The 22,860-nt window shown below is 58.9% G+C and carries 15 protein-coding genes and 2 riboswitches; of the genes, 9 read left to right on the top strand and 6 right to left on the bottom strand.

The window, feature by feature from the left end:
- Positions 1 to 2: 2 nt before the first annotated feature.
- A complete protein-coding gene (cobW, locus tag QYQ93_RS13050) occupies positions 3 to 1,064 on the bottom strand; it encodes a cobalamin biosynthesis protein CobW (protein ID WP_338477137.1) in 1,062 nt (353 codons plus the stop codon).
- Between the two features lie 93 nt (positions 1,065 to 1,157).
- Positions 1,158 to 1,357: riboswitch (cobalamin riboswitch) on the bottom strand.
- A 190-nt stretch (positions 1,358 to 1,547) separates the two neighbouring features.
- Between cobW and QYQ93_RS13045 the strand changes: the two genes are divergently transcribed.
- Both QYQ93_RS13045 and QYQ93_RS13040 read left to right on the top strand, forming a co-directional pair.
- Entirely contained in the window at positions 1,548 to 2,282 is a 735-nt protein-coding gene (locus QYQ93_RS13045; protein WP_338477136.1) for a hypothetical protein, read from the top strand.
- 375 nt (positions 2,283 to 2,657) lie between these two features.
- Positions 2,658 to 3,332, top strand: coding sequence for a hypothetical protein (locus QYQ93_RS13040; RefSeq protein ID WP_338477135.1), 675 nt, complete (start codon positions 2,658 to 2,660; stop codon positions 3,330 to 3,332).
- 169 nt (positions 3,333 to 3,501) lie between these two features.
- On the opposite strand, the gene QYQ93_RS13035 is transcribed toward QYQ93_RS13040, so the two are convergent.
- Complete coding sequence (locus QYQ93_RS13035; protein ID WP_338477134.1) at positions 3,502 to 4,890, bottom strand: M10 family metallopeptidase C-terminal domain-containing protein; 1,389 nt, start codon at positions 4,888 to 4,890, stop codon at positions 3,502 to 3,504.
- Between the two features lie 411 nt (positions 4,891 to 5,301).
- Positions 5,302 to 5,515: riboswitch (cobalamin riboswitch) on the top strand.
- A gap of 98 nt (positions 5,516 to 5,613) precedes the next feature.
- On the opposite strand from QYQ93_RS13035, the gene QYQ93_RS13030 reads away from it, so the two are divergent.
- The 4 genes from QYQ93_RS13030 to cobM all read left to right on the top strand — a co-directional run bounded on the left by QYQ93_RS13030 (position 5,614) and on the right by cobM (position 7,722).
- Positions 5,614 to 5,802: a CbtB domain-containing protein gene (locus QYQ93_RS13030; protein WP_043051211.1), complete on the top strand. Its 189-nt coding sequence runs from the start codon at positions 5,614 to 5,616 to the stop codon at positions 5,800 to 5,802.
- Between the two features lie 11 nt (positions 5,803 to 5,813).
- A complete protein-coding gene (locus QYQ93_RS13025) occupies positions 5,814 to 6,515 on the top strand; it encodes a CbtA family protein (RefSeq protein WP_338477133.1) in 702 nt (233 codons plus the stop codon).
- Positions 6,512 to 6,904, top strand: coding sequence for a cobalamin biosynthesis protein (locus QYQ93_RS13020; RefSeq protein ID WP_338477132.1), 393 nt, complete (start codon positions 6,512 to 6,514; stop codon positions 6,902 to 6,904). The genes QYQ93_RS13025 and QYQ93_RS13020 overlap by 4 nt, the downstream gene beginning before the upstream one ends.
- A gap of 71 nt (positions 6,905 to 6,975) precedes the next feature.
- Entirely contained in the window at positions 6,976 to 7,722 is a 747-nt protein-coding gene (gene cobM / locus QYQ93_RS13015) for a precorrin-4 C(11)-methyltransferase (protein WP_338477131.1), read from the top strand.
- A 597-nt stretch (positions 7,723 to 8,319) separates the two neighbouring features.
- Here the strand turns inward: cobM and nfuA are convergent.
- The 3 genes from nfuA to QYQ93_RS13000 all read right to left on the bottom strand — a co-directional run bounded on the left by nfuA (position 8,320) and on the right by QYQ93_RS13000 (position 12,362).
- Positions 8,320 to 8,904, bottom strand: a complete 585-nt coding sequence (gene nfuA / locus QYQ93_RS13010) for a Fe-S biogenesis protein NfuA (protein ID WP_003190728.1) — start codon at positions 8,902 to 8,904, stop codon at positions 8,320 to 8,322.
- Positions 8,905 to 8,963: 59 nt separating this feature from the next.
- Complete coding sequence (locus QYQ93_RS13005) at positions 8,964 to 9,986, bottom strand: acyltransferase (protein ID WP_338477130.1); 1,023 nt, start codon at positions 9,984 to 9,986, stop codon at positions 8,964 to 8,966.
- A gap of 84 nt (positions 9,987 to 10,070) precedes the next feature.
- Positions 10,071 to 12,362 (bottom strand): fatty acid cis/trans isomerase, encoded by a 2,292-nt coding sequence (locus QYQ93_RS13000; RefSeq protein WP_338477129.1) that lies wholly within the window; start codon positions 12,360 to 12,362, stop codon positions 10,071 to 10,073.
- Between the two features lie 164 nt (positions 12,363 to 12,526).
- On the opposite strand from QYQ93_RS13000, the gene metH reads away from it, so the two are divergent.
- From metH to QYQ93_RS12985, 3 genes are all read left to right on the top strand, one after another.
- Positions 12,527 to 16,237, top strand: coding sequence for a methionine synthase (metH, locus tag QYQ93_RS12995; RefSeq protein ID WP_338477128.1), 3,711 nt, complete (start codon positions 12,527 to 12,529; stop codon positions 16,235 to 16,237).
- Between the two features lie 136 nt (positions 16,238 to 16,373).
- Positions 16,374 to 21,164, top strand: coding sequence for a hypothetical protein (locus QYQ93_RS12990; protein ID WP_338477127.1), 4,791 nt, complete (start codon positions 16,374 to 16,376; stop codon positions 21,162 to 21,164).
- 125 nt (positions 21,165 to 21,289) lie between these two features.
- Complete coding sequence (locus QYQ93_RS12985) at positions 21,290 to 21,508, top strand: DUF2970 domain-containing protein (RefSeq protein ID WP_043050272.1); 219 nt, start codon at positions 21,290 to 21,292, stop codon at positions 21,506 to 21,508.
- Here QYQ93_RS12985 and QYQ93_RS12980 read toward each other — a convergent pair.
- A complete protein-coding gene (locus QYQ93_RS12980; protein ID WP_338477126.1) occupies positions 21,505 to 22,572 on the bottom strand; it encodes an ABC transporter substrate-binding protein in 1,068 nt (355 codons plus the stop codon). The genes QYQ93_RS12985 and QYQ93_RS12980 overlap by 4 nt on opposite strands.
- Between the last annotated feature and the right edge of the window lie 288 nt (positions 22,573 to 22,860).

Below are 22,860 nucleotides of genomic sequence, written 5' to 3'. Positions count from 1 at the left end.
GGTTAAACGCTGAGGGCAGCGCGCAATTGCGCTTCAAGGCCGGCGGCATCCAGTTCCTGGCCGATCAGCACCAGGCGCGTGGTACGAGCTTCATCGCCCCCCCAGGCACGGTCGAAGTGCTTGTCGAAGCGCGTGCCCACGCCCTGGATCAGCAGGCGCATCGGCTTGTTCGGGATCGCGGCAAAGCCTTTGACACGCAGGATGCCGTGCTGCACGACCAATTGGGCCAGGGCGTCGAGCAACAGCACTTCTTCGGCTTGGGGCAGGTCGATGGAGATCGAGTCAAAGGCATCGTGATCGTGATCGTCTTCACCTTCATGATGATGGTCATGATGGCTGTGGCGAGCGTCGATGTGCTCCTCTGAGCCGGCGCCCAGGCCAATCAGCACGTCCAACGGCAGGCGACCGCTGCTGGCTTCGATGACCTTCACTGCTGGCGGCAGCTCTTCAGCAACTTCCAGGCGCACGCGGGCCAGGTCTTCAGCGCTGATCAGGTCGGCTTTGTTGAGGATCACCAGGTCGGCGCTGGCCAGTTGATCGGCGAACAGTTCATGCAGTGGCGACTCGTGGTCCAGGTTCGGGTCAAGTTTACGCTGGGCGTCGACTTGATCCGGGAACGCGGCGAAGGTGCCGGCGGCCACGGCCGGGCTGTCGACCACGGTGATCACCGCGTCGACGGTGCAGGCGCTACGGATCTCCGGCCACTGGAAGGCTTGCACCAGCGGCTTTGGCAGGGCCAGGCCCGAGGTTTCGATGAGGATATGGTCAAGGTCGCCGCGACGGGCCACCAGTTCGCGCATCACCGGGAAGAACTCTTCCTGCACGGTGCAGCACAGGCAACCGTTGGCCAGTTCGTACACGCGGCCATTGGCTTCTTCTTCGGTACAACCGATGGAGCACTGCTTGAGTATTTCACCGTCAATGCCCAGTTCGCCGAATTCGTTGACGATCACCGCGATACGACGACCCTGGGCGTTGTCGAGCATATGACGCAACAAGGTGGTCTTACCCGAGCCAAGGAAGCCGGTAACGATGGTGACGGGGAGTTTGGCCAGTGTTTTCATCGGATGCCCTTTGGGGCGGGCATACGGGACGACAGGCCCTGCGGCGGCGCGCAGCAGCGGATTTCGTCACCGGATCACCCCGCCCGGTTGAATTGGAAAATCGGTGACGAGGCAGGTCTCCTGGCTTGGGGCGTACAGGTCTTACGACCAACGTTGACTGCGCCTTCCCGCCGTCTCGGCAGTGGCATGGCAGTCAACTGGACCCTTCACAGTTGCGGGGGCAGCCGCGGCTTGAACCGCGTTCCCTTCTTAGCTTCGGCCTGGGCCGAAGAACCTCGAGCGAGCAAGGCTACGCAGTGCGGGAGAACGGGTCAATGTTGATCGCGCATCCGATTACCGAAAATCGCCGAAACACCTTCATAAGTTTCGTACGGAACGTCACCAGAGAACAAGCCACGTAATTCAAGTCGATATGCCCCGTAGGTAAATGTGTATATGAACGCCCCTCCCAACTAAATAGACCACAAAACAAAGGAACTTTCCATGAGCCTACCCATACCACCAACAAACACTACGCCTCTAAATACTAAGCCTCTAGATGTACAGCCCCATACCGTCAGTAAGCGAGATACCGTTTCTGCAAACCATGATGTCGAGCGCTGGAGCCACAGGGAACTTCTGCAGGAACTAAAGAACGATTTCGGGATGTACGGTAACCCGTATACCGGACTCATCACCCCCGACTACCTGCAGAAGTTGGCCGACGGGATAGCGGAGTGGGGGCCGCCTCCCACTCCGAGGCAGATGAAGATAGCCCAGGAAGTATTGAGGCAAACAACCCTTTTTGAAGAGTTTGACAGTAAAAGCAAAATGGATGGGATCGCTTATGATGACCTCGCGATTGAGCTGGGTGATTATAATAACCTGTCTGACAACGGTGTGATTAAGTTGCTCATCGCTCACTTCGACGAGTTAGGTGGCGGTGATACTTATGTGAATTTGAAAGAGCTGAAGCAAGCCGCCGGCCGGATTCCAAGCGATAAGACTTATAGTGCGGGAGCTACAGCGGCTGCCTCACTGCTTCTCGATCGCCCAAAGCTATATGCAGCGGTGGACAAAGGTATTGGTTTCCTCGGATTGTTTAGCGGCAAGGTAGATGACCGATTCGACATGGCGAACCTCAATTACCAGGAAGGGAAGACTTCACACCAACAGGCTCGTCATCGTTATCCGAATTTGAAGCTGTTAGCTCCGGGAGTTGCCTGGGAGATTTGGTAAATATCACGGGTCTGAAGATCAGATAACAAACCCGCAATGAACTGGACTGTTCAAAACCCTGCGTGCCTGGCTTGTGGCGCCGTCTCAGCATTGGCATGGCAGTCAGTTGCCCCCCACACAGTTGCGGGGGCAGCGTGCTCCCTCCTTAGCTTCGGCCTGGGCCGAAGTACCTCGAACTGGCTGCCGAGAAGTAAACTCATTCCATTCAAGAGTTCTGTACCATCGCCTCAGAGATCGAATAATTAAGTTTTGCCTGCGCCTGGCAGGCGAGGATCAATTTTCCCACTTTGTCTAGGAACTAATCCTGGGTTTTAACCACACATTAACCGTACCAAAACAACTTGATAGATCAGCCTCAACATAAAGGAGCCTTCCATGACCCTATCATCAGTACAGAAAAACCATACTCCAGTAAAGCCTGACACTCCCAATAATCGACCTAGCGTTCCTGCACGCCCCCCAATAGACCAAATGCCGCCAATAGATCGTATAAGAGAAGTCAAGCAAGATTTTGAGATTTTAAAGAGCCCGTATAGCGGACTCATCACTCGCGACTACCTGCTAGCGATACACCAGGGACGATCGGCGGCAACTCCGCCGCACACCCCGAGGCAGATGGAGTTAGCCGGAAATATATTAGAGAGCGGACTCTTTGATAAAATTAGAGGTAAAAATGACGGAATAAGCCTGGAAGATCTCAAGCCTGCGTCAGTTGACTATAAAGCTCTATCGGACTACGACCTGCTTAAAGTGGTTCTTGAAAACTTCGATGAAATCAGCGGTGGTGACACGTATCTGAATTTTAAAGAACTGGAGCAAGCCGCCGGGAAGCGCCCAAGCGAAAAAAGTTATAGCGTGGCAACTATCGGAAGTGCCGATGCGCTTATCGAACGTTCAGAATTATGGAAAAGAGTAGATATCGGCGTTGGTTTCTTAGGTGTTCCAGGCCACCATGACTCGAGGGCCGACAAGACGAACTTCAGGCATGTAATAGCAAAACTAGATCCTGCCTATGTCGAGTTTGAAATGCGCTATGCATTTCATTACTGAAGCGATTTCATCACCGCTTCATCAATAGGAAATGAGGCGCGCGTTTGAGCTGACCCAACGCATTTAAACACACCAAATAGGGCGCTATAATGGCGCCCAAGCCTGAGATATGCAGATGATGTGAAAGTCCTATTCCCGCGAGTTCAAAAGAAAAACCCCGCGTCGGACACTAGGAATAGGCCCACTTAACCGGAACATCACTAATGATGTCGGGTGTATTTATCGGACCGTGGCTTTTGAGAAAAAAGTCAAAACGGCCGTTACCCGTCAGATCGATAGCCAACCTCGACTGATTGGTGTGGCGGTTGTAACTCAGAACAGCTTGACCAGATTCACCCGATAGCCGCCTTACAAACGTCAACGCGCCAATACCGGCGTTTTTCAACAAGGCCGAAATGTCGATTTTGTCGGTGCCACTCACAAAATCCATGATCAGGTCAGGGTTTTCCAACGTGGAATCGCTGCCGTGGTCATAAGCAAAGGTATCCGCCCCCCCTGCCCCCCTCAGCCAATCGGCGCCCGCTGCGCCCTTGAGCACATTGTCCGCATCGTTCCCGATGATCGCATCATGACCATAACCGCCGATTGCGTTTTCAACCGTAACGCCTTTGGCAATAGAAACATTCCCCCGCAAGCCTCCAACATCGGAATAGGATTCAGCGTTGAGATTGACGGTCTGGTTTTGGCGATATTTGGAAAAATCCAACGTGTCGTTACCTCCACCGTCCCACACGCAGAATAATGCCGTATTCCTGGGATGATCGAGTTGATAATAGTCTCGACCCGAATTGGAGTTAAAACCGTAGGTGGTGTCTGAATTACGTGTCCTATAATTGGCACCATATACCCGCTGGGCAGCAGCAATGTCACCCATCAATGGTGCAGCAGAGTACTTTCCCTTATGGTTCTGACCACTTAAGTTGGCATCGAAGTAGCTCATGACAGTATGACCACGCGTATCCTGGGCATAGACGGCGTCGCGATAGTAACTGGGGTAGGTGGAATCGCCGCTATTGTCATAGTCCGCAGGATGCAAAAGGCCCAGCCCATGCCCTATTTCATGGGTAAGCGTATATCGGCCATGATTGTTAAGTGCAGGGGCCGCATTCGTGCCATAACGGGGATTGATGAGGACTTTACCGTCTGCGCCTGGCAATTGGGCGAATGCAACCCGGGGCTCCTCACTGTTGGAAAAAGCCAGGTGCCCTTCCCCACGGCCAGTATGCTCTTCAAAAGACACGTTCGCCACATCGGCCCAGGACTGCATGGACAGTCTGGCCTGGCTTTTTTGGGTGGCATTGAACGCTCTTTCCCCTTCCCCCTGGGTATCGAATGTATAGGAGACTTGCGTGACACCATCACCATTGCTGTCATTCCATTTCCGGCCGCTCCGAGTGAGGTGCTGGGCGATCTGGTCCACGGTAAAAACCGGCTTATCAAGACCCGGCATTGGCCTCAAATGCGGGTCGGATGTACGCAACGTGGGATCGGAAGAGCTGTTTTGTTGAGTCTCTACGGAAGAGCTATAGAAGCGTTGCACGCTGTTGGTTATCTGCACAATAGGCACCATCACTTTTGACTATTTGAGGGAGACAAAACCACAACCACGAGCATCAGTAGGGAGAAACGCAAAAAGCGTTCCCGGACAGCTTGCCCAACGATTCAACGCCTGCATCACTCTAAATAACCAAGATACGAATGGAGCACTAGTTCACTGAACATGCCGCCTCAACAACCTATTGAAAAGTAACTAAAAGCCCGAACAACCCAGTTACACCCATACAATATATTTTTATATTTCGGCAACAGAAAGAATAACCTTTCTTCCTTTTGAAACATTTGAAATGTTCATATTCTCCTGCATTAGCTAACGACAAGTGAATAAAGATTCTGGGCACGTACAGGGCCACCTCTCTCGCCCCCCTGGAGCGCATTCCGCCATTTGACGTAAGCGCTCGTCGCATGCTCTCCTACACATCTTGTTTCGGGTGCCCTTCACAGGGTGAAACGGGAAACCGGTGCGCCATAGACCTATGGCAAGTCCGGTGCTGCCCCCGCAACGGTAAGCGAGCGAAGCGTCAAATCCACTGTGCTGTGCATGGGAAGGAGACGCTTATCAGGTGGAACTCTTCCAAGAGCCGCCCCTCGCAAGCCCGGAGACCGGCCCGAAAAAATCAGATAACAAACCCGCGGTGGGCGGGCGCTGTTCAGAACCCTGCGTGCCTGGCTCGCGTGGTTTGCATGCGCTCGTTTCACCTCTGACACCTGATAGGGACGCGCCATGTCGATCACCACCAGCACCTCGCACTCCACCAGCAGCACTGCAACCTTGAGCCAACGCCTGAGCGCCGCAATCGGTGCGTCGATCCTTGGCGCGTGCCTGGTATATTTCGCCGGTTTCTCCCATATCGAGGCAGTGCACAACGCGGCCCACGATACCCGCCACAGCGCCGCGTTCCCTTGCCACTGAGGCCTGCCGACATGATCAAGCGTATTGCCCGAACCGCAGGGTTCACCGGCTTGTTCGCCGCCCTGCTGCTGACCCTGCTGCAAAGCTTGTGGGTCGCACCGTTGATTTTACAGGCGGAGACCTATGAAAAGCCGCCGGCAACCACCGAAGTCACCCATGAGCATGCCGGCGCCGCTGCGCACACCCACGACGCCGAGGCCTGGGAGCCGGAAGATGGCTGGCAGCGCGTGCTGTCGACCACTGGTGGAAACCTGGTGGTTGCCGTTGGTTTTGCGCTGATGCTGGCCGGCCTGTACACCCTGCGTACACCGACCCGCACCGCTGAGGGCTTGCTCTGGGGCCTGGCGGGTTACGCGACCTTTGTGCTGGCACCCACCCTGGGCCTGCCACCGGAATTGCCGGGCACGGCTGCGGCTGACCTGACGCTGCGCCAGAGCTGGTGGATAGGCACCGCTGCCTCCACCGCCGCCGGTATTGCGCTGCTCGTGTTCGGCCGCAACTGGCTGTTGAAAGTGCTGGGCGTGGCGATACTTGCCGTGCCCCACGTGATCGGCGCACCGCAGCCGCAGGTGCACTCGATGCTGGCCCCGGAGGCTCTCGAGACACAATTTAAGATTGCCTCGCAGTTGACCAACGTGGCGTTCTGGCTGGCCCTGGGCTTGATCAGTGCCTGGCTGTTTCGCCGCCACCACGACGATCGATACCCGGCATGATCCTGGTGGTCGGCCTGGGGTGCCAGCGCGGTTGTGATGTTCACACCCTGCTGGGCCTGTTTGACGCCGCCCTCGCCGAGGGCGGTATCGAACCCCAGCGTATCAACGCCCTGGCAAGCCTTGATCGCAAACAGGATGAGCACGGTTTATTGGCCCTCGCTCACCTGCTGGGTCTACCGCTGCAGTGCTTCAATGCCGAACAACTGGCCGGTTATGAACACCGCTTGAGCCATAAGTCAGCGGTCGCTTTTGCCCATGCAGGCTGTTATGGCGTCGCCGAAAGCGCTGCCCTGGCCCTGGCCGAACACCTCTCGGGCAGCCCATCCCGCCTGCTGATTACCCGCCGGAAAACCGCCCAGGCCACTTTTGCATTAGCCTGCGCCGGTTAAAATCTCGATAATTGCCGTTATCGATCATGAATAATCTTCATGCTCGTCCGTTTTTCAACAGGAATCCCCCCATGACCGTCTACTTCATCGGCGCAGGCCCCGGAGACCCGGAACTGATCACCGTCAAGGGCCAGCGGCTGATCCGCAGTTGCCCGGTGATCATCTACGCGGGCTCGCTGGTGCCTGCGGCGGTGCTGGAAGGCCATCAGGCGCATCAGGTGGTCAACAGCGCCGAACTGCACTTGGAGCAGATCATCGACTTGATCAAGACCGCCCATGGACAAGGCCAGGATGTGGCACGTGTGCACTCTGGCGACCCAAGCCTGTATGGGGCGATTGGCGAACAGATCCGTCACTTGCGTGAGCTGGGCATTCCCTTCCAGGTCATCCCTGGGGTCACGGCGATAGCCGCTTGCGCGGCGCTGCTGGAAACCGAGCTGACCCTGCCGGACATTGCCCAGAGCGTAATCCTGACCCGCTATGCAGATAAAACCAGCATGCCCGCCGGTGAGGACTTCGACAGCCTGGCCCGGCACGGTACGACCATGGCGATTCACCTGGGGGTCAATCATCTGGAGAAGATCGTCGCCGAGTTACTGCCGCACTATGGCGCCGATTGCCCGATAGCCGTGGTGCACCGTGCAACCTGGCCGGATCAGGATTGGGCGGTGGGCACCTTGGCGGATATTGCCGAAAAGGTCGCGGCCAAGGGGTTCCGGCGTACGGCGTTGATTGTGGTGGGCCGGGTGCTGGCCAATGACACTTTCAGTGAGTCTTCACTGTATCGGGCGGGACATGCGCACTTGTACCGACCTTGACTTTTTACTTAATAAAATCAAAGCAACACACTGATTTAACTGAATAAATAAAAATAGAATGTGGAAGGGGGCTTGCCCCGATGTCCATAGGTATCAACACACTTCATAGCAGTTAACGGCAACCACGATGCGCAGCGAGCCGCTCTTGATCTTGCTCTGCTTTTGATCCTAGGCGCCCCGTTAAACCACGCTGGCCGGAATTCGACAGGGATTTGGGGGGTAAACCGGCAGGGATGCCGGTTTAGCCGCCCCGCGCCATGGATGGCGCGTGGCGGCGGCCCCCCAAATCCCTGTCGGATTACGGGCACACCGAGCCCAAGCGAGGTGCCGAGTGGTGGGGCAAGAGCGTTTTGGTTACTTTTGCGCTTTTCAAAAGTGACCCGCCGTAAGGGCGGAACCAATAGCGGCCGTCACCTAAACAATGGATATGTACTCGATCCAACCGAACATCCTGGTCGGCTGTGAGGCCGCCATCGGGAGCAAGCCCCTCCCACACTTAATCTTTATTATTAGATAGATATCACAAGCCCATGAATTTTAAGCATAAAAAAACGGCGCTCACGGGGCGCCGTTTTTTCTTCGCAGTGAACACCTTACTCAGTAGTAGGCATTTTCTTTCTGCGTGTGGTCAGTCACATCACGTACGCCCTTGAGCTCCGGAATGCGCTCAAGCAAAGTGCGCTCGATGCCTTCACGCAGGGTCACGTCTGCCTGGCCGCAGCCCTGGCAGCCGCCGCCGAATTTCAATACGGCGATGCCGTCATCCACTACGTCGATCAGGCTCACCTGGCCGCCATGGCTGGCCAGCCCTGGGTTGATCTCGGTTTGCAGGTAGTAGTTGATGCGCTCGTTGACCGGGCTATCGGCGTTGACATTGGGCACCTTGGCGTTGGGGGCCTTGATGGTCAACTGGCCGCCCATGCGGTCGGTGGCGTAGTCGACCACGGCGTCATCGAGGAAGGCTTCGCTGAAGGCATCGATGTAGGCGGTGAAGCTTTTCAGCCCCAGGGCGGTGTCTTCAGGCTTCTCTTCACCCGGCTTGCAGTAGGCGATGCACGTCTCAGCGTACTGGGTGCCAGGCTGGGTGATAAAAACGCGGATACCAATACCCGGGGTGTTCTGCTTGGACAGCAGGTCAGCCAGGTAATCATGGGCGGCGTCGGTAATGGTTATGGCAGTCATGGAAACTCCTCACAGGCTTGCCGGCAGTTTACGCCAAATCATTACAGAGGTACAAAGTCCTAGTATTTTTGTCGGGAAATAATTGCGCGATCTTCAACACCCAACAAACGCTTGAGCCCGCGATAGGTGCTCTTCTCCAGCCAGTGATAGCTCGCATAAGCGCCCACAGCTATCACGACGATGCACACCAGCAGCATCGCGTAGGGGTCTACCTCCATCCACTGGGCAACAAAATACCCCACGGCGAGCACAGGCACGTGGATCAAGTACACCGAATAAGAACAATCCCCGAGCAACTTCAAAAAGCGGGAACCTTGAAACCAAGGCTCCAACGCCACACAACTGATAACTATTATCGCGCTGGGCACTCCCCACTCCAGCGCACGCGGTATATCTGCCCCGTGATAAATCGCCGTTAACGCAACGACGATACCCAGCACCGGCAGCCACGGCCTGGCCTGGCACCAACCCCGTCGATACAGCATGCCGAGCATAATGCCCATCAGAAACTCCAGCACAATATCGTTGCTGTAGAACCCGCTGACCAAGCCCAGGGCGGGGCCGATATAGCACACCAAAAACAACAAAGTTGCCGCGACCCACAACCGATAAGATTCGCGAGCCAACAGAGCGACTGAGAACAGCGCATAGAACAACATCTCGAAGTTCAGGGTCCACCCAACACCCAGCAGTGGATAAACCTCCACGCCAGGTTCGCTTGGAGCGGCTATGAACAGCAGAGACATGAGCACATAACTCGGCTCAAGGTGCTCCTGGGGAAACACCGACGGCACAGTCGCAACCAGAACAATCATCAACAAGGTGTAAAACCAATAGGCCGGAACGATCCTCGCCACGCGCATGAGCATGAAACGCCAAGGGGTCAGGGCTTTGTCCGCGGTCGCAAGGAAGATCACAAAGCCACTGATGACAAAGAATATATCCACCCCGATACCGCCTTTATCGGCCAGCAGGTATTCCAACGCGTTGTGTGCCTCAAAGTCGAAAAACAACTGCATGAAGTGAACACCCACCACCATCCACGCCGCCAAGGCGCGTAGTGCCTGCACTGAAATCAACATCGCGGAGTACCTTTTCCCAGTCTATCGGTAGATATCCGACTGCTTCAGCGCCCGCGTGGAGAGATGACCGGATTAATCCGGTAGTTATAGGTTCTCATAGCGGTTCATGTCCAATACGCCCTCTTCCACCGGCGTGGTTTCATGAATGTATCGCGACAAGTCGTGGAAATACTGCCAAAACAACGGGTGGCTGCGGCGCACGCCCCAGCGGTCGACAATCTGCTCAAACGCCTTGGCATCCTGGGCCTGCTGCATGCGTGCGACAAACTCAGGCACTTCCTGGGCCGGAATATTGAACATGAAGTTCGGGTAACTGCTCATCACACCAGGGTAGATGGTCAGCGTGTCCAACCCCGGCTGGTAGCGATAGGCCTCCCCCAGCAGGAACGCCACGTTACTGTGGGCACGGTTGCGCAGCATGCTGTACACCACACGCTGACCGCCGGTGGTCTCGATGCGCAGCATCGTGGCCTCGGGCAACTGGTCGATCACCTTGAGCCCCGCCGCAGGCCGTGAAGTCAGGCGGCTAAGCGCCTGTTCGGCATCCTGCAGGCCTGGGTCGATAGCGGTGCGCGAGCAATAGGCCCCCGTGCAGCGGTTGATCGGATCCGGGCTGGCGTTCAAAGCGCCGTAACGTGCCAGCAGTTGGTTGGCAAAGTCACGCTTGGGATCCTTTTCGTCCAGATGCATGCCCGTGGGCTTATCGTCGTCAATGGCTTCATAGTCCAGCCACAGCTTGAGCTTGCCGCTGTTCTGGTACCAGTCATCGAGGAAATCCTCGCGGGTGTCAGCCGGCATCAGGCGCAGGAAATTCTGCTCGGCTCCGTTACGGATCAAGTCAAAGTACAGGCGCGTCTGGGCCTGGTGCGACACGTTGCCAAACACGTCGAAGTTCACCGCCAACTGATAATAGGTGCGCTCCAGCAGCGGGTAATCGAACAGCCACAGCGTCTGCGGCACCTCGCCGATCAGGCCTTTAGTGACCGAGGCGCTGTCGAAATGGCGGAAGATCGTCAGCAAGGCATTGTCATTGCCCGCCCACAGGCTCGACCAGCTCGGTGGCGGCACGTCTGCATAGCTGTCACGGCGCACGGCTTCGTATTGGTTGCGCTTGTCGCGATAGGCCAGCCACAGGCTCAGCACGCTGCCGACATCATCGTTCTGTCCCGGCATCGCCAGCAACGGCGTGGTCTGCCCACGGTAGCGCGCATCGGTGATGTAGAGGTCGTGGTCCGGGTCCTGGAACAGGGCCCAGAAGTTATCGCGGATCACATCCGTAGCGATTTGCCCCCGGCATACCGGCCCACGGATAAAGGTGCGCACGAAGTATTCGGCGTTATCCAGCATGAACTGGTAGCGGGCCTTGGCCGGGATGGCTTCGAAGGTTTCGAACGGATTGGCGCGGCGCCCGGGGCCGTAGCCCGGCAAAGCGCTCGCTTGCCAGTCACCGGAATAGAACAGCGCCTTGATCCGCGCCATTTTTGCCGCGCTGAACGGGTAAGTGATGTGGGTTTTATGCACGATCACGCCCTGCACCGGCCACAGGCGGTAATAGACTTTGGTACCTGGGTCATCATTGGGACGGCGCGTGGCGATCAGGTCGATGGGCTGGCCGCTTGGCGTACGCGAACGGACCCACTGGAAGAAATGCCCCGGCTCGCCGTTCTCAAAGTAGATATGGGCCAGGAACAGATGCTCGTACAACCAGCGCGCCACCAGGCTTTGCCGGGCACCGGGCTGGTTGAACAGGTTTTCCCACTGCTGCACCTGCAGGGCCTCCTTGGCGCTGGGTGCCAGACCTTGTTCGTCAATCGGTGCGCCGGAGGCCAGCCAGCGTTGCAAAGTCTGGTATTGCTGGTCGGTCAGGCCGGTGACGGCCAGCGGCATGCCTTCCTTGGGATGGGCGCCTGCATAAGCGTTGATCTCGCCAGGCGTCGCACACATGTTTTCGCGGTTCAGGCCCAGAACGATGCCTTCCGGCAGCTTGGCATTGGGCTGCAACGGCGCGTTGTGCCCCAGCTCCAGCATGCGCGCCATCAGCGCGGCCTGGCTGCCCTGGGCATCGAGTACCGAATAGAAGCCCTTCTGCTGCCAGGCCTGCTGGCCGAAAGCGTCGTAGAACAAGCGGGTGGTCGGTGCCGCCCGGCTCCGCTCGCCGTCGTATACTGGCACCTTGCTCGCACCACGGGCCGCACCCTCGGCACTACCCAGGTTAAGCTGGCAGGCGGAGTCGTAGCAGGCATGGCAGGCGACGCACTTCTCGGTGAAGATCGGCTGGATGTCGCGAGTATAAGAGATCGCCGCAACGGGACCTTGTGCCTGGGCGGTACAGGCGACCAGTGCCAGGAAGGCGCTGGTGAAAAAGCGAAGTGACATGTATCCGGTCCCGATTCAATGCGTGCGCTAAAAGTGCCGGCGATTCTACCGGGCCACGGCCGCCCTCAACATGAACGATATTCATGCAAAACCGGCACATGCTCCAAATCGGCACAGGTTTGCTATGATCCATGCCCTCCGTAATGCCTGACCAGAGTAGTCCCATGCCCGATCGTAGCGCTCGCCTGCAAGCCCTTCACCAAGCCCTCAAGGAACGTATCCTGATCCTCGATGGCGGCATGGGCACGATGATCCAGAGCTATAAGCTCGAGGAGCAGGACTACCGTGGCAAACGCTTCGCCGACTGGCCAAGCGACGTCAAGGGCAACAACGACCTGCTGGTAATTACCCGCCCTGACGTGATCGGTGGGATCGAGAAAGCCTACCTCGACGCTGGCGCCGACATTCTTGAGACCAACACCTTCAACGCCACGCGCATCTCCATGGCCGACTACGGCATGGAAGAACTGGCCTATGAACTGAACGTCGAAGGCGCACGCCTGGCGCGCAGTATCGCCGATGCCAAGACGGCCGAGAACCCGGCCAAGCCGCGCTTCGTCGCCGGCGTGCTCGGCCCGACCAGCCGTACCTGCTCGCTGTCGCCGGACGTGAACAACCCCGGCTATCGCAACGTGACCTTCGACGAACTGGTGGAAAACTACACCGAGGCCACTAAGGGCCTGATCGAGGGCGGCGCCGATCTGATCCTGATCGAGACCATCTTCGATACCCTCAACGCCAAGGCCGCGATTTTCGCCGTGCAAGGCGTGTTCGAAGAACTAGGCATTGAACTGCCGATCATGATTTCCGGCACCATCACCGATGCTTCCGGCCGCACCCTGTCGGGGCAGACCACCGAGGCCTTCTGGAACTCCGTGGCCCACGCCAAGCCGATCTCCGTGGGCTTGAACTGCGCCCTTGGCGCCAGCGAGCTGCGCCCCTACCTGGAAGAGCTGTCGAACAAGGCAGACACCCATGTGTCCGCACACCCCAACGCCGGGCTGCCCAACGAATTCGGCGAATACGACGAACTGCCGGCGCAAACCGCCAAGGTCATCGAAGAGTTCGCCCAGAGTGGCTTCCTCAATATCGTCGGCGGGTGCTGCGGCACCACCCCAGGCCATATCGAGGCCATCGCCAAGGCCGTGGCCGGCTATGCGCCGCGCGCGATCCCGGATATTCCCAAGGCCTGCCGCCTGTCAGGCCTGGAGCCGTTCACCATCGATCGCAGCTCGTTGTTCGTCAACGTCGGCGAGCGCACCAACATCACAGGTTCAGCCAAATTCGCCCGGCTGATCCGCGAAGACAACTACACCGAAGCCCTGGAAGTCGCCCTGCAACAGGTGGAAGCCGGCGCCCAGGTGATCGACATCAACATGGACGAGGGCATGCTCGATTCGAAGAAGGCCATGGTGACCTTCCTCAATCTGATTGCCGGCGAGCCCGACATCTCCCGGGTGCCGATCATGATCGACTCCTCCAAGTGGGAAGTGATCGAGGCCGGCCTCAAGTGCATCCAGGGCAAGGGCATCGTCAACTCCATCAGCATGAAGGAAGGCGTCGAGCAGTTCATCCACCACGCCAAGCTGTGCAAGCGCTACGGTGCCGCCGTGGTGGTGATGGCGTTCGATGAGGCCGGCCAGGCCGATACCGAAGCGCGCAAGAAGGAAATCTGCAAGCGCTCCTACGACATCCTGGTCAATGAAGTGGGCTTCCCGCCGCAAGACATCATCTTCGACCCGAACATCTTCGCCGTCGCCACCGGTATCGAAGAGCACAATAACTACGCCGTCGACTTCATCAATGCCTGTGCGTATATCCGCGACGAGCTGCCCTACGCACTGACCTCCGGCGGCGTGTCCAATGTGTCGTTCTCGTTCCGCGGCAACAACCCGGTGCGCGAGGCGATCCACTCGGTATTCCTGCTGTATGCGATCCGCAGCGGCCTGACCATGGGCATCGTCAACGCCGGCCAGTTGGAGATCTATGACCAGATCCCGACCGAACTGCGTGACGCCGTGGAAGACGTGGTGCTCAACCGCACGCCGGAAGGCACCGATGCCCTTCTCGCCATCGCCGACAAGTACAAGGGCGACGGCAGCGTCAAGGAAGCCGAGACCGAAGAATGGCGCGGCTGGCCAGTGAACAAGCGCCTGGAACACGCGCTGGTCAAGGGCATCACCACCCATATCGTCGAGGACACTGAAGAGTCGCGCCTGTCGTTCGCGCGCCCGATCGAAGTGATCGAAGGCCCGCTGATGTCCGGCATGAACATCGTCGGCGACCTGTTCGGCGCCGGTAAGATGTTCCTGCCCCAGGTGGTCAAATCCGCTCGTGTGATGAAGCAGGCCGTGGCCCACTTGATCCCGTTCATCGAGCTGGAAAAAGGCGACAAACCGGAAGCCAAGGGCAAGATCCTGATGGCCACCGTCAAGGGCGACGTGCACGACATCGGCAAGAATATCGTCGGCGTGGTACTCGGTTGCAATGGCTATGACATTGTCGACCTGGGCGTGATGGTGCCGGCGGAAAAGATCCTGCAGGTGGCCAAGGAACAGAAGTGCGACATCATCGGCCTGTCCGGGCTGATCACGCCGTCGCTGGACGAGATGGTCCATGTGGCCCGTGAAATGCAGCGCCAGGACTTCCACCTGCCGCTGATGATCGGTGGTGCCACCACCTCCAAGGCGCACACGGCAGTGAAGATCGAGCCCAAGTACAGCAACGACGCGGTGATCTACGTCACCGACGCCTCCCGTGCCGTGGGTGTGGCCACGCAATTGCTGTCCAAGGAGTTGAAGGCCGGCTTCGTCGAGAAGACCCGCCTGGAATACATCGACGTGCGTGAACGCACCTCCAACCGCAGTGCACGCACCGAGCGCCTGAGCTACCCGGCGGCCATCGCCAAGAAGCCGCAGTTCGACTGGAGCAGCTACACCCCGGTCAAGCCGACCTTTACCGGTGCCAAGGTACTGGACAATATCGACCTCAAGGTGCTGGCCGAGTACATCGACTGGACGCCGTTCTTTATCTCCTGGGACCTGGCCGGCAAGTTCCCGCGCATCCTCGAAGACGAGGTGGTCGGTGAGGCTGCCACTGCGCTGTACGCCGATGCCCAGGAAATGCTCAGGAAGCTGATCGACGAGAAACTCATCAGCGCCCGCGCCGTGTTCGGTTTCTGGCCAACCAACCAGGTGCAGGATGATGATCTGGAAGTCTACGGCGAGGACGGCCAGCCGATTGCCAGGCTGCATCATTTGCGCCAGCAGATCATCAAAACCGACGGCAAGCCGAACTTCTCCCTGGCCGACTTCGTCGCGCCCAAGGACAGCGGCGTGACCGACTACATTGGCGGGTTTATCACCACCGCCGGCATCGGTGCCGAAGAAGTCGCCAAGGCCTATCAGGACGCCGGCGACGACTACAACTCGATCATGGTCAAGGCCCTGGCTGATCGCCTGGCCGAAGCCTGCGCCGAGTGGCTGCACCAGCAGGTACGCAAGGAGCACTGGGGTTACGCCAAGGACGAGCAACTGGACAACGAGGCGCTGATCAAGGAGCAGTACAGCGGCATCCGCCCTGCCCCGGGTTACCCGGCGTGCCCGGATCACACCGAGAAAGCCCAGCTGTTCCAACTGCTCGACCCCGAGGCCAGGGAAATGCACGCCGGGCGTAGCGGTGTATTCCTCACCGAGCACTACGCAATGTTCCCGGCGGCGGCGGTCAGTGGCTGGTACTTTGCCCATCCGCAGGCGCAGTATTTTGCCGTGGGCAAGGTCGACAAGGACCAGGTGGCCAGCTACACCGCACGCAAACATCAGGACCTGGCCGTGACCGAGCGCTGGCTGGCGCCTAACCTGGGTTACGACAACTAGGCCATTGGCCAAGGGTTGCGGTATCCCGATGCCGCACCCGTGACCACAAAATCCGTTTTCCTGTGCAGGACCGATCCTCGGTCCGCTGACCCGGCAGCCCGTCCAGCCGGATTCACACAGGAAAAAGGATTTCATCATGCCCGATTCACCTACGGCCCTGAGCCAATTGCCCAGCCAAGCCGTCCACGCCCATTTCGCTACGCGCCCAGCGTTGTTTTCAGTGGTGTTCAAGGCCCTGCGCACGGGTATCAGCGAGCGCTACCCGAACCTGCAATTGGATCTGCTCACGCTCAAGCTCGCCAGCCCTACCCCCAGTGGCGGCTATGCCTTTCCCTTGCTGGCCCATGTCGCCCTCGCCCACGTCCTCAACCCCCGGCTGCTTGACCTGAGCCCTCGCGGTGAACTGCCGTATTACTTGTCGCCCGCGCCGGGTAGCGGCCTGGCTGACATTGATATGCAGGTGATTGCGCAGGTCATCGACGAGCTGCGCGGCTCGCTGCATCTGTCTTTCCAGCAGGACCTGGTCGATTACTGGAGCCAGGCCGACAGCCATGGCCGCAGTCGTTGGCAATGGCTGGGGGAGTTTCTCCAAGGCCAGATGACCGCCGCAGCTGCGGCTGCCTCCACCCTTGGCGATACCCAGCGGGACATGCTGGCGGTCGCCGCAGCGTGGCCGGCGCGCAGTGAACGTCTGCCGCGCTCCACGCCTGCCACCTATGCGTATTTCATCGAAACCACACTGGCCAGGGCTACGCAGGAAGTACGCCTGCTGACGCCGGACCTCCTCCTGATACGCGACAAACAGGTGCTGCTGTGCAGCGTCGCCGGAGCGGTCGAGGCGTTTGACTCCCTGGATGCCTTTGGCCAGGCCTGGAGCCTGCGCCTGCAACGCCAGTACCAGTTCGACAGCCTGACCTGGCGGCGCAGTGAGCCGGACGGCAACCTGTTCGAACAACAGGCTGGGCTAATCCTCAATCAGCAACTTGAAGACCTGGCCGCCATGGACCTGCGCGGCCCCAGCGAAGCCGAGGTTGACCGGCGCCTGGACCGGCTCACGGATCCGGCGATGCTGTTCATACAAGCGCCCACAGGTGACCCGGTACTGCTGCAGAAAATTGAAGCGCAGTTGCCTGGCTGGCTCAGGCAGGCAACTGCCGATGACCGTTTTGCCTACCATCTGCACTTGCAGCAGGTGGCCACGGTACTGCGGGTGAACCAGGGGCGTTCCTACAATGAGGGCATAGAAAACCTGCATGATTTCAGCCGCGCTTCCCTGCGCAAGCAGATGCAGGCCGACCATGGCGACTACGACCCTGACGATGTGCTGCTGGACTTTGCCGTGGCCGCCGGTTACCCGGGTGGCGCGGGCATTATCGACCACGTCAGGATGTCGCTGACCGAGCTGGCGGTAAAAAACCTCGCCGGCAAACCCAAAGGTACGCTGACGCTGTCATCCAAAAGTGGCGGCACGCTGCCGCCGTGGCTAACTGACGATTACGTGTTGGGCTCCTCAGGCCTGATCCAGCGGGTCGACATCGGTACGGCCTATCCGCAAACGATCAAGGACCTGCTGCTTTCCGACAGTGTCGATGCCCGTCTCCGGGAACAACTCTTCACCCGCGAGCTGAAGGTGCACCTGCCGCGCATGGCGCTGGAATTCGCGATCAGGCAGCAATACGGTGTCACTACCCTGGGCTACCGCTATGTAAACGCCCTGATGGGCGAGACACCTACCGACCGAATTGTCGACGGCCAGGAAATTGTCCTGCGCCCCCTGGCGCTGTGCCGCAAGACCGGCGCCACCCCGGACGTCGTCAACAACTTCTTCATTATCGAGCCCCGGGACGCCAGCATCGGCCCGCACGTGCTGTACCGCCCCTTGTACGCCGATGCGTTGTATCAGTACCCAACGCGCGAAGCGCTGCTGGAGGCGCTGGCCGCCCCCGGTGACCTGCAGGCCAGCGTGCTCACCTGGCTGAGCGACAGGGCGCGGCCGATCTACGATCACGGCGGTATCAAGGAGCCGCACATCATTCGCTTTCTGGCCGGGGATGAGTTCGCCATTCCTGAAAAGCCCGCACCCGCGACCCTGGCGGTGGATGAAGGCGCCGAAGAATGGCTGCAATCGCAAGTCAATGGGCAACTGCTCAGTCACTTGTTCGGCAGTACCGCACGGGCCCTGGTGGAGCTGGCGGACCGTGAATCAGTGTCCAACAGCGAAAGCCGCTGGGCCATCGTGATGGAGGGCGCCTGGCTGCTGTTCAACACTCTGCTGTTGCCGTTGGCTCGTGGCCCGGCGATGCTGGCCGGCTGGTTCCTGGTGCTGGTCAGCAGCCTGGAGCAGGACCTGGCGGGACTGGACAGCAGCGACCCGACCACCCGCGAACTGGCCTTTATCGACCTGCTGCTCAACACCGCCATGGTGCTGTTGCATGCTGCCAGCCCGTCGCCGCGCACCCAACCGCAGGCTCACGAAGACGTCGCACCAGCGCTGACAGCCTGGCGCCGCCCTGCCCATTCGGCCCAGGAACCAACAGTGCCCCAGGTAAGTCATGGCGAGGTGGCGTTGCCTGGTGAACCGCCCGCCACAGGGCATACCCCGCTGGATTTCAGCCGCTCGCTTGCCAGCCCCAAGGCTGGTGCGAGGTTATTGAAATTATTGCTCGACCTGCATGTACCTTGGCCAGACTCGTTGCCCGTTGCGCAGGCCAGCGGCCCGTTCAAGGGGTTGTACCGGATTGGCGAAACCTGGCATGCCAGCCTTGCCGGGCTGCTGTTCCAGGTCAGCGTGGTGCAAGGCTTCGGCGAGGTCTACCTGGTGGATCCACAGCACCCGCTGCGGCCCGGCTTCAAACTGGCCAGCGACGGCCAGGGGCATTGGCAGCTGCAACGCCAGGCGCGGCTGGCGGGTGGTATGCCCAGGGAGCGCCGGGAACGTTGGCAGCGCCAGCATCGCGACCGTTTGAAGGCATTGGAGGCGGACCTTGCACGACTCAACCTGGAGTTCCTGCCCCAGGCGCTTGCCTCGCTACCGTTGAAGAGCGCGCTGGACAAAGCGCGCGTCGAACTGGTCGAGCAAAAACAAAAGCTGCGCGAGGACTGGCTGAGGCTGCGCACCGCGAGCGAAATTCCAGGTTTGCAAGACAAGCTCGCTGCCCGTCATGGGCAACGACGCGAGATCGTGGCCAGGGCCAGGGCAGAATGGGGTGTTGCCTTTGAGCGTTATCAGCAAAACGCCGAGATGAGCAATGCCGCCATGCAAAGGATCCAGGATAAGGCCAGTGAACTGATGGAGGCTGACAACGCCAACGCAAAACACAAGACCTCCCGCAATGTCGGGGCCAAGGCGATTTATGACTACTGGGGCTCGGTGTTCGAGGCCCTGATGCAAAAGTTTACCGATATCCTGGAAACCGACCAGGGCGAAAATGCCGATGAGCTGTTTGACCGAGTCAACCGTGAACTGCCCGAAGGCATCCCTTACGCCTACCAAACGTTCCTGGACACCCGCAAACGACAGATCGAAACATTGCGAGAGATGCACGATCCGATCGAAAAAATCCAGACCGCCCTCAAGCAGGCCGATCCGGAACTGCGCGAGTTCCTGCTCAAAGAGCACCCCGAGGATCAGTACCTCTCCGTGGTCACGGTCGAACAAAATATCCTGATGTTTCTTGCCGAGTTGGTGCTCGATCGCACCCATACTTCGCGAAGCCCGGCAGAATTGCCCTTTATCGTGGAACTCACCAACCCCGAGAACACCACCCGAATCCTGGCGCATACCGAGATGCGGACGACCAGCGGTTACTCCACCACCGAACAGATCGATGTACTCAAGGGCGCACTGGAACGCTATGAGCGCATGGAGAACGCCGTCAATTCACTTTCGGAAATGGGCTCAGGCTTTGTGCGCGAGGCCTATCGCACAGAGTTCCTCGACCAACTGGTGATCGCCCGTACCAGCCTGGAAGCGCAACTGGCCGATGTGCTTCTCACCGAGGAAGGCTTCGCCCACGTGCCCGGCGTGGCAGCGCCCACCCGCCCGAAACCCGCCAGCCGCAAGGTGATCAAGACACGCAAACAAGCGACTCTGGTGGGTGACTTGCGTCCACCAGACGCAGCGACACCGGGCAGTTTTGTCGATATCAAAGACCCGCTGACAGGCCAAACGGTCGCCACGTACCATGAACATGCCAATCAAAGCGAATGGGTCGAAGTCGAGGTGGCCAAACCCTCTACACCGACACCCGTAGCGAAAGCCCGCGCCCTCAAGATCATCAGGCAAAATGCCGACACCCTGATCGCCCAACGGGCCGGTATCGAACGCACGATTCGCGCCCAGCAGAAAAAACTTCAAGACCCCGCACGGCGCGAGACCCTCAGCCCGCTGGACTGGGATGACATGCTGAGCCAGCATGCGCGCAAACTCGAAGCCCTGGCCGATGAAATCCAGCGCGATCATCCAAGCCAGGCCAGCGCTGGCTCACTGGTCAAGCAGTACCGGGACGAGGCCGCTTCGGCGCAGACACTCGCCCGCCAGGTATGTGCCGAAGGCTACAAGCAACAGTTGCCCAAGGCGTCCAACGTTGCCTATCTGTGGCGTCACGGGTTTGTCGATATCAACCTGGCCAAGAGCCGAGAACCGCTGGCAGCCGGGGATTTTCTCAGCGAATACGCGGTGTACGAAAAAGGTACGGCCCATGTCTTGTGGTACGCGCATTTCCACTATCCCACCGTCGAGACGCCGGCCGCGCAGTACAGCTTCGGGCACCTGAAGCTTCCAGCAGATCAGCTGTTCACGCGCAGACAATTGATCGAAAAGGCCGCCGCCGAAAACCGCGCCGTGGTCAACCTGGATAAAGCCACGATCAGGCCGCCTTTGGACAAGCAACTGTTCCTTGACCTGGAACCTGCCCGGGCTGAATGACGCCACGACACTACCGTGCACCCACACCGCGATTATGCGGTGCGGGTGCACATCGATGAATCAATGACGCCCTGGGCCCGGACATTGTCTACGCTCTATAGAACGCTGCACCTGACGAGGTTCTCATGAGCGATCCAGTCGACAACAAACCACCGACGTTCTGGCAAATGTTGCACAGCGTCATGGCCGCCGCTTTCGGCGTGCAAAGCGGCAAGAACCGTGCGCGCGACTTTACCCACGGCAAGCCCAGCCATTTCGTAGTGCTGGGCATCCTGTTCACCGTGGTATTCGCCTTGACGCTGTTCGGCGTCGTCAAGCTGGTGCTGCACCTGGCCGGCGTCTAGCGCAGCAACAGTTGCAGGCTGAAGGGGTAACGGTAAGGTTGCTGCTTGCCGATTGCCGACAATGCGCGAAAATCCACCAACGGCGCAGGCGCCAACAAGCGTCGTGCCTGGTCGGCACCAATCAGCTGGAATAAGGCTTGCTGGCGGTCGCGCCCACCGTAAGCGTCAATATCGACGCCTTTGGCATCATCATGGATCAGCACCATGGCCCAGCCGCCAAGGGTGAAATGCCCGGCGACCAAGGTGGTGAGCCGCCCTTCCAGGCGTGCCCGCAAAATAGCCGGCGAGCTGTTGACCGCACTGAACAGCACAGCCTGGCCCGGCACCCGCCCGCTGTCCTGCAAAGCTTGCATGGCCCCCAACGCCATCTCATCGTTGGCCGACCACACCAGTGCCGCCTGCGGGTAGCGCTTGAACAACTGTGTGGCCTGCTCGAAAGCGCGCTGGCGGCTCCATTCGCCGTAGACCAGTTGGCGCAGACGGACTTCGGGGTGCTCGGCCAAGGCACGGCGCAAGCCTTGTTCACGCAACTGTGCAGCGGGGGTGTTCTTGGCGCCGGAGAAGGCCAGCAGATCCAGGGTTTTACCAGGCGACACAGGGCCGTATTGGCGCAGCAAGTCGGTAAGCATCAGGTAGCCGGCTTGCTCGTCGTCCGCCACCAGGCTGGCAACCCAATGGGCATCATCTCGCGCATCCAGCATTTGCTTCTGGCTGGCGGTCAACGCGTTATTCACGATCACCAACTTGACCCCGCTGCCCTGGGCCATACGCAAAATTTGTGGGGCAACGTATTGCTCGTTCACCAGCACCAGGTAGTCGGGTCGCTCGCTGCCATGCAACGCCTCGCGGGCGTGGAGCAAAGTGTTATGGGCGTCGCGCTCGGAATAACGCACGCGCAAATCCAGGCCGAGGTCCTTGGCAGCGGCCTGCATGAATTGCGCATAGCTGACCCAGAAAGTTTCGCTGGAGGTGCCTGGGTTGAGAAACACTACCGACGCGGCCTGGGCCATTGCCCCGTACGCCGATCCTGCTAACCACACACACGCAATCAAAACCTTCAACATGGTTGTTAGAGCCTGGAAAATTGATCGCCATGATAGTGGCAATCCAACATCCAATCGAGGCTCAATCAACGCATTCTTTTACTGGTGGCTGACCCAGAATACGGCGGTTCCAACCACAAGTATGATCAGGAACAGAATGGCCCAGGCATCCACGGTACTGTCAGGTTTACGGGCTTTGGTGGAATTGCTCATTGCATCGCCTCTTGTCGGTTTTATAGGTGACGGCACTAAGACTCGACCACAGTAAAGATCATGATTGCCCTCATGACAAATGTGGGTATCGCGATA

The sequence above is a fragment of the Pseudomonas khavaziana genome (assembly GCF_036704165.1).
Lineage (GTDB): Bacteria > Pseudomonadota > Gammaproteobacteria > Pseudomonadales > Pseudomonadaceae > Aquipseudomonas > Aquipseudomonas khavaziana.
This window is presented reverse-complemented; position numbering and strand designations above follow the sequence as displayed.

Excerpts from the sequence above, each read along its gene's own strand:
- cobM (WP_338477131.1), top strand. The coding sequence starts at position 6,976 with ATGACCGTCTACTTCATCGGCGCAGGCCCCGGAGACCCGGAACTGATC.
- nfuA (WP_003190728.1), bottom strand. The coding sequence starts at position 8,904 with ATGACTGCCATAACCATTACCGACGCCGCCCATGATTACCTGGCTGAC.
- QYQ93_RS13045 (WP_338477136.1), top strand. The coding sequence starts at position 1,548 with ATGAGCCTACCCATACCACCAACAAACACTACGCCTCTAAATACTAAG.
- QYQ93_RS13020 (WP_338477132.1), top strand. The coding sequence starts at position 6,512 with ATGATCCTGGTGGTCGGCCTGGGGTGCCAGCGCGGTTGTGATGTTCAC.
- QYQ93_RS12980 (WP_338477126.1), bottom strand. The coding sequence starts at position 22,572 with ATGTTGAAGGTTTTGATTGCGTGTGTGTGGTTAGCAGGATCGGCGTAC.
- QYQ93_RS13040 (WP_338477135.1), top strand. The coding sequence starts at position 2,658 with ATGACCCTATCATCAGTACAGAAAAACCATACTCCAGTAAAGCCTGAC.
- QYQ93_RS12990 (WP_338477127.1), top strand. The coding sequence starts at position 16,374 with ATGCCCGATTCACCTACGGCCCTGAGCCAATTGCCCAGCCAAGCCGTC.
- QYQ93_RS12985 (WP_043050272.1), top strand. The coding sequence starts at position 21,290 with ATGAGCGATCCAGTCGACAACAAACCACCGACGTTCTGGCAAATGTTG.
- metH (WP_338477128.1), top strand. The coding sequence starts at position 12,527 with ATGCCCGATCGTAGCGCTCGCCTGCAAGCCCTTCACCAAGCCCTCAAG.
- QYQ93_RS13000 (WP_338477129.1), bottom strand. The coding sequence starts at position 12,362 with ATGTCACTTCGCTTTTTCACCAGCGCCTTCCTGGCACTGGTCGCCTGT.
- QYQ93_RS13025 (WP_338477133.1), top strand. The coding sequence starts at position 5,814 with ATGATCAAGCGTATTGCCCGAACCGCAGGGTTCACCGGCTTGTTCGCC.
- QYQ93_RS13005 (WP_338477130.1), bottom strand. The coding sequence starts at position 9,986 with ATGTTGATTTCAGTGCAGGCACTACGCGCCTTGGCGGCGTGGATGGTG.
- QYQ93_RS13030 (WP_043051211.1), top strand. The coding sequence starts at position 5,614 with ATGTCGATCACCACCAGCACCTCGCACTCCACCAGCAGCACTGCAACC.
- cobW (WP_338477137.1), bottom strand. The coding sequence starts at position 1,064 with ATGAAAACACTGGCCAAACTCCCCGTCACCATCGTTACCGGCTTCCTT.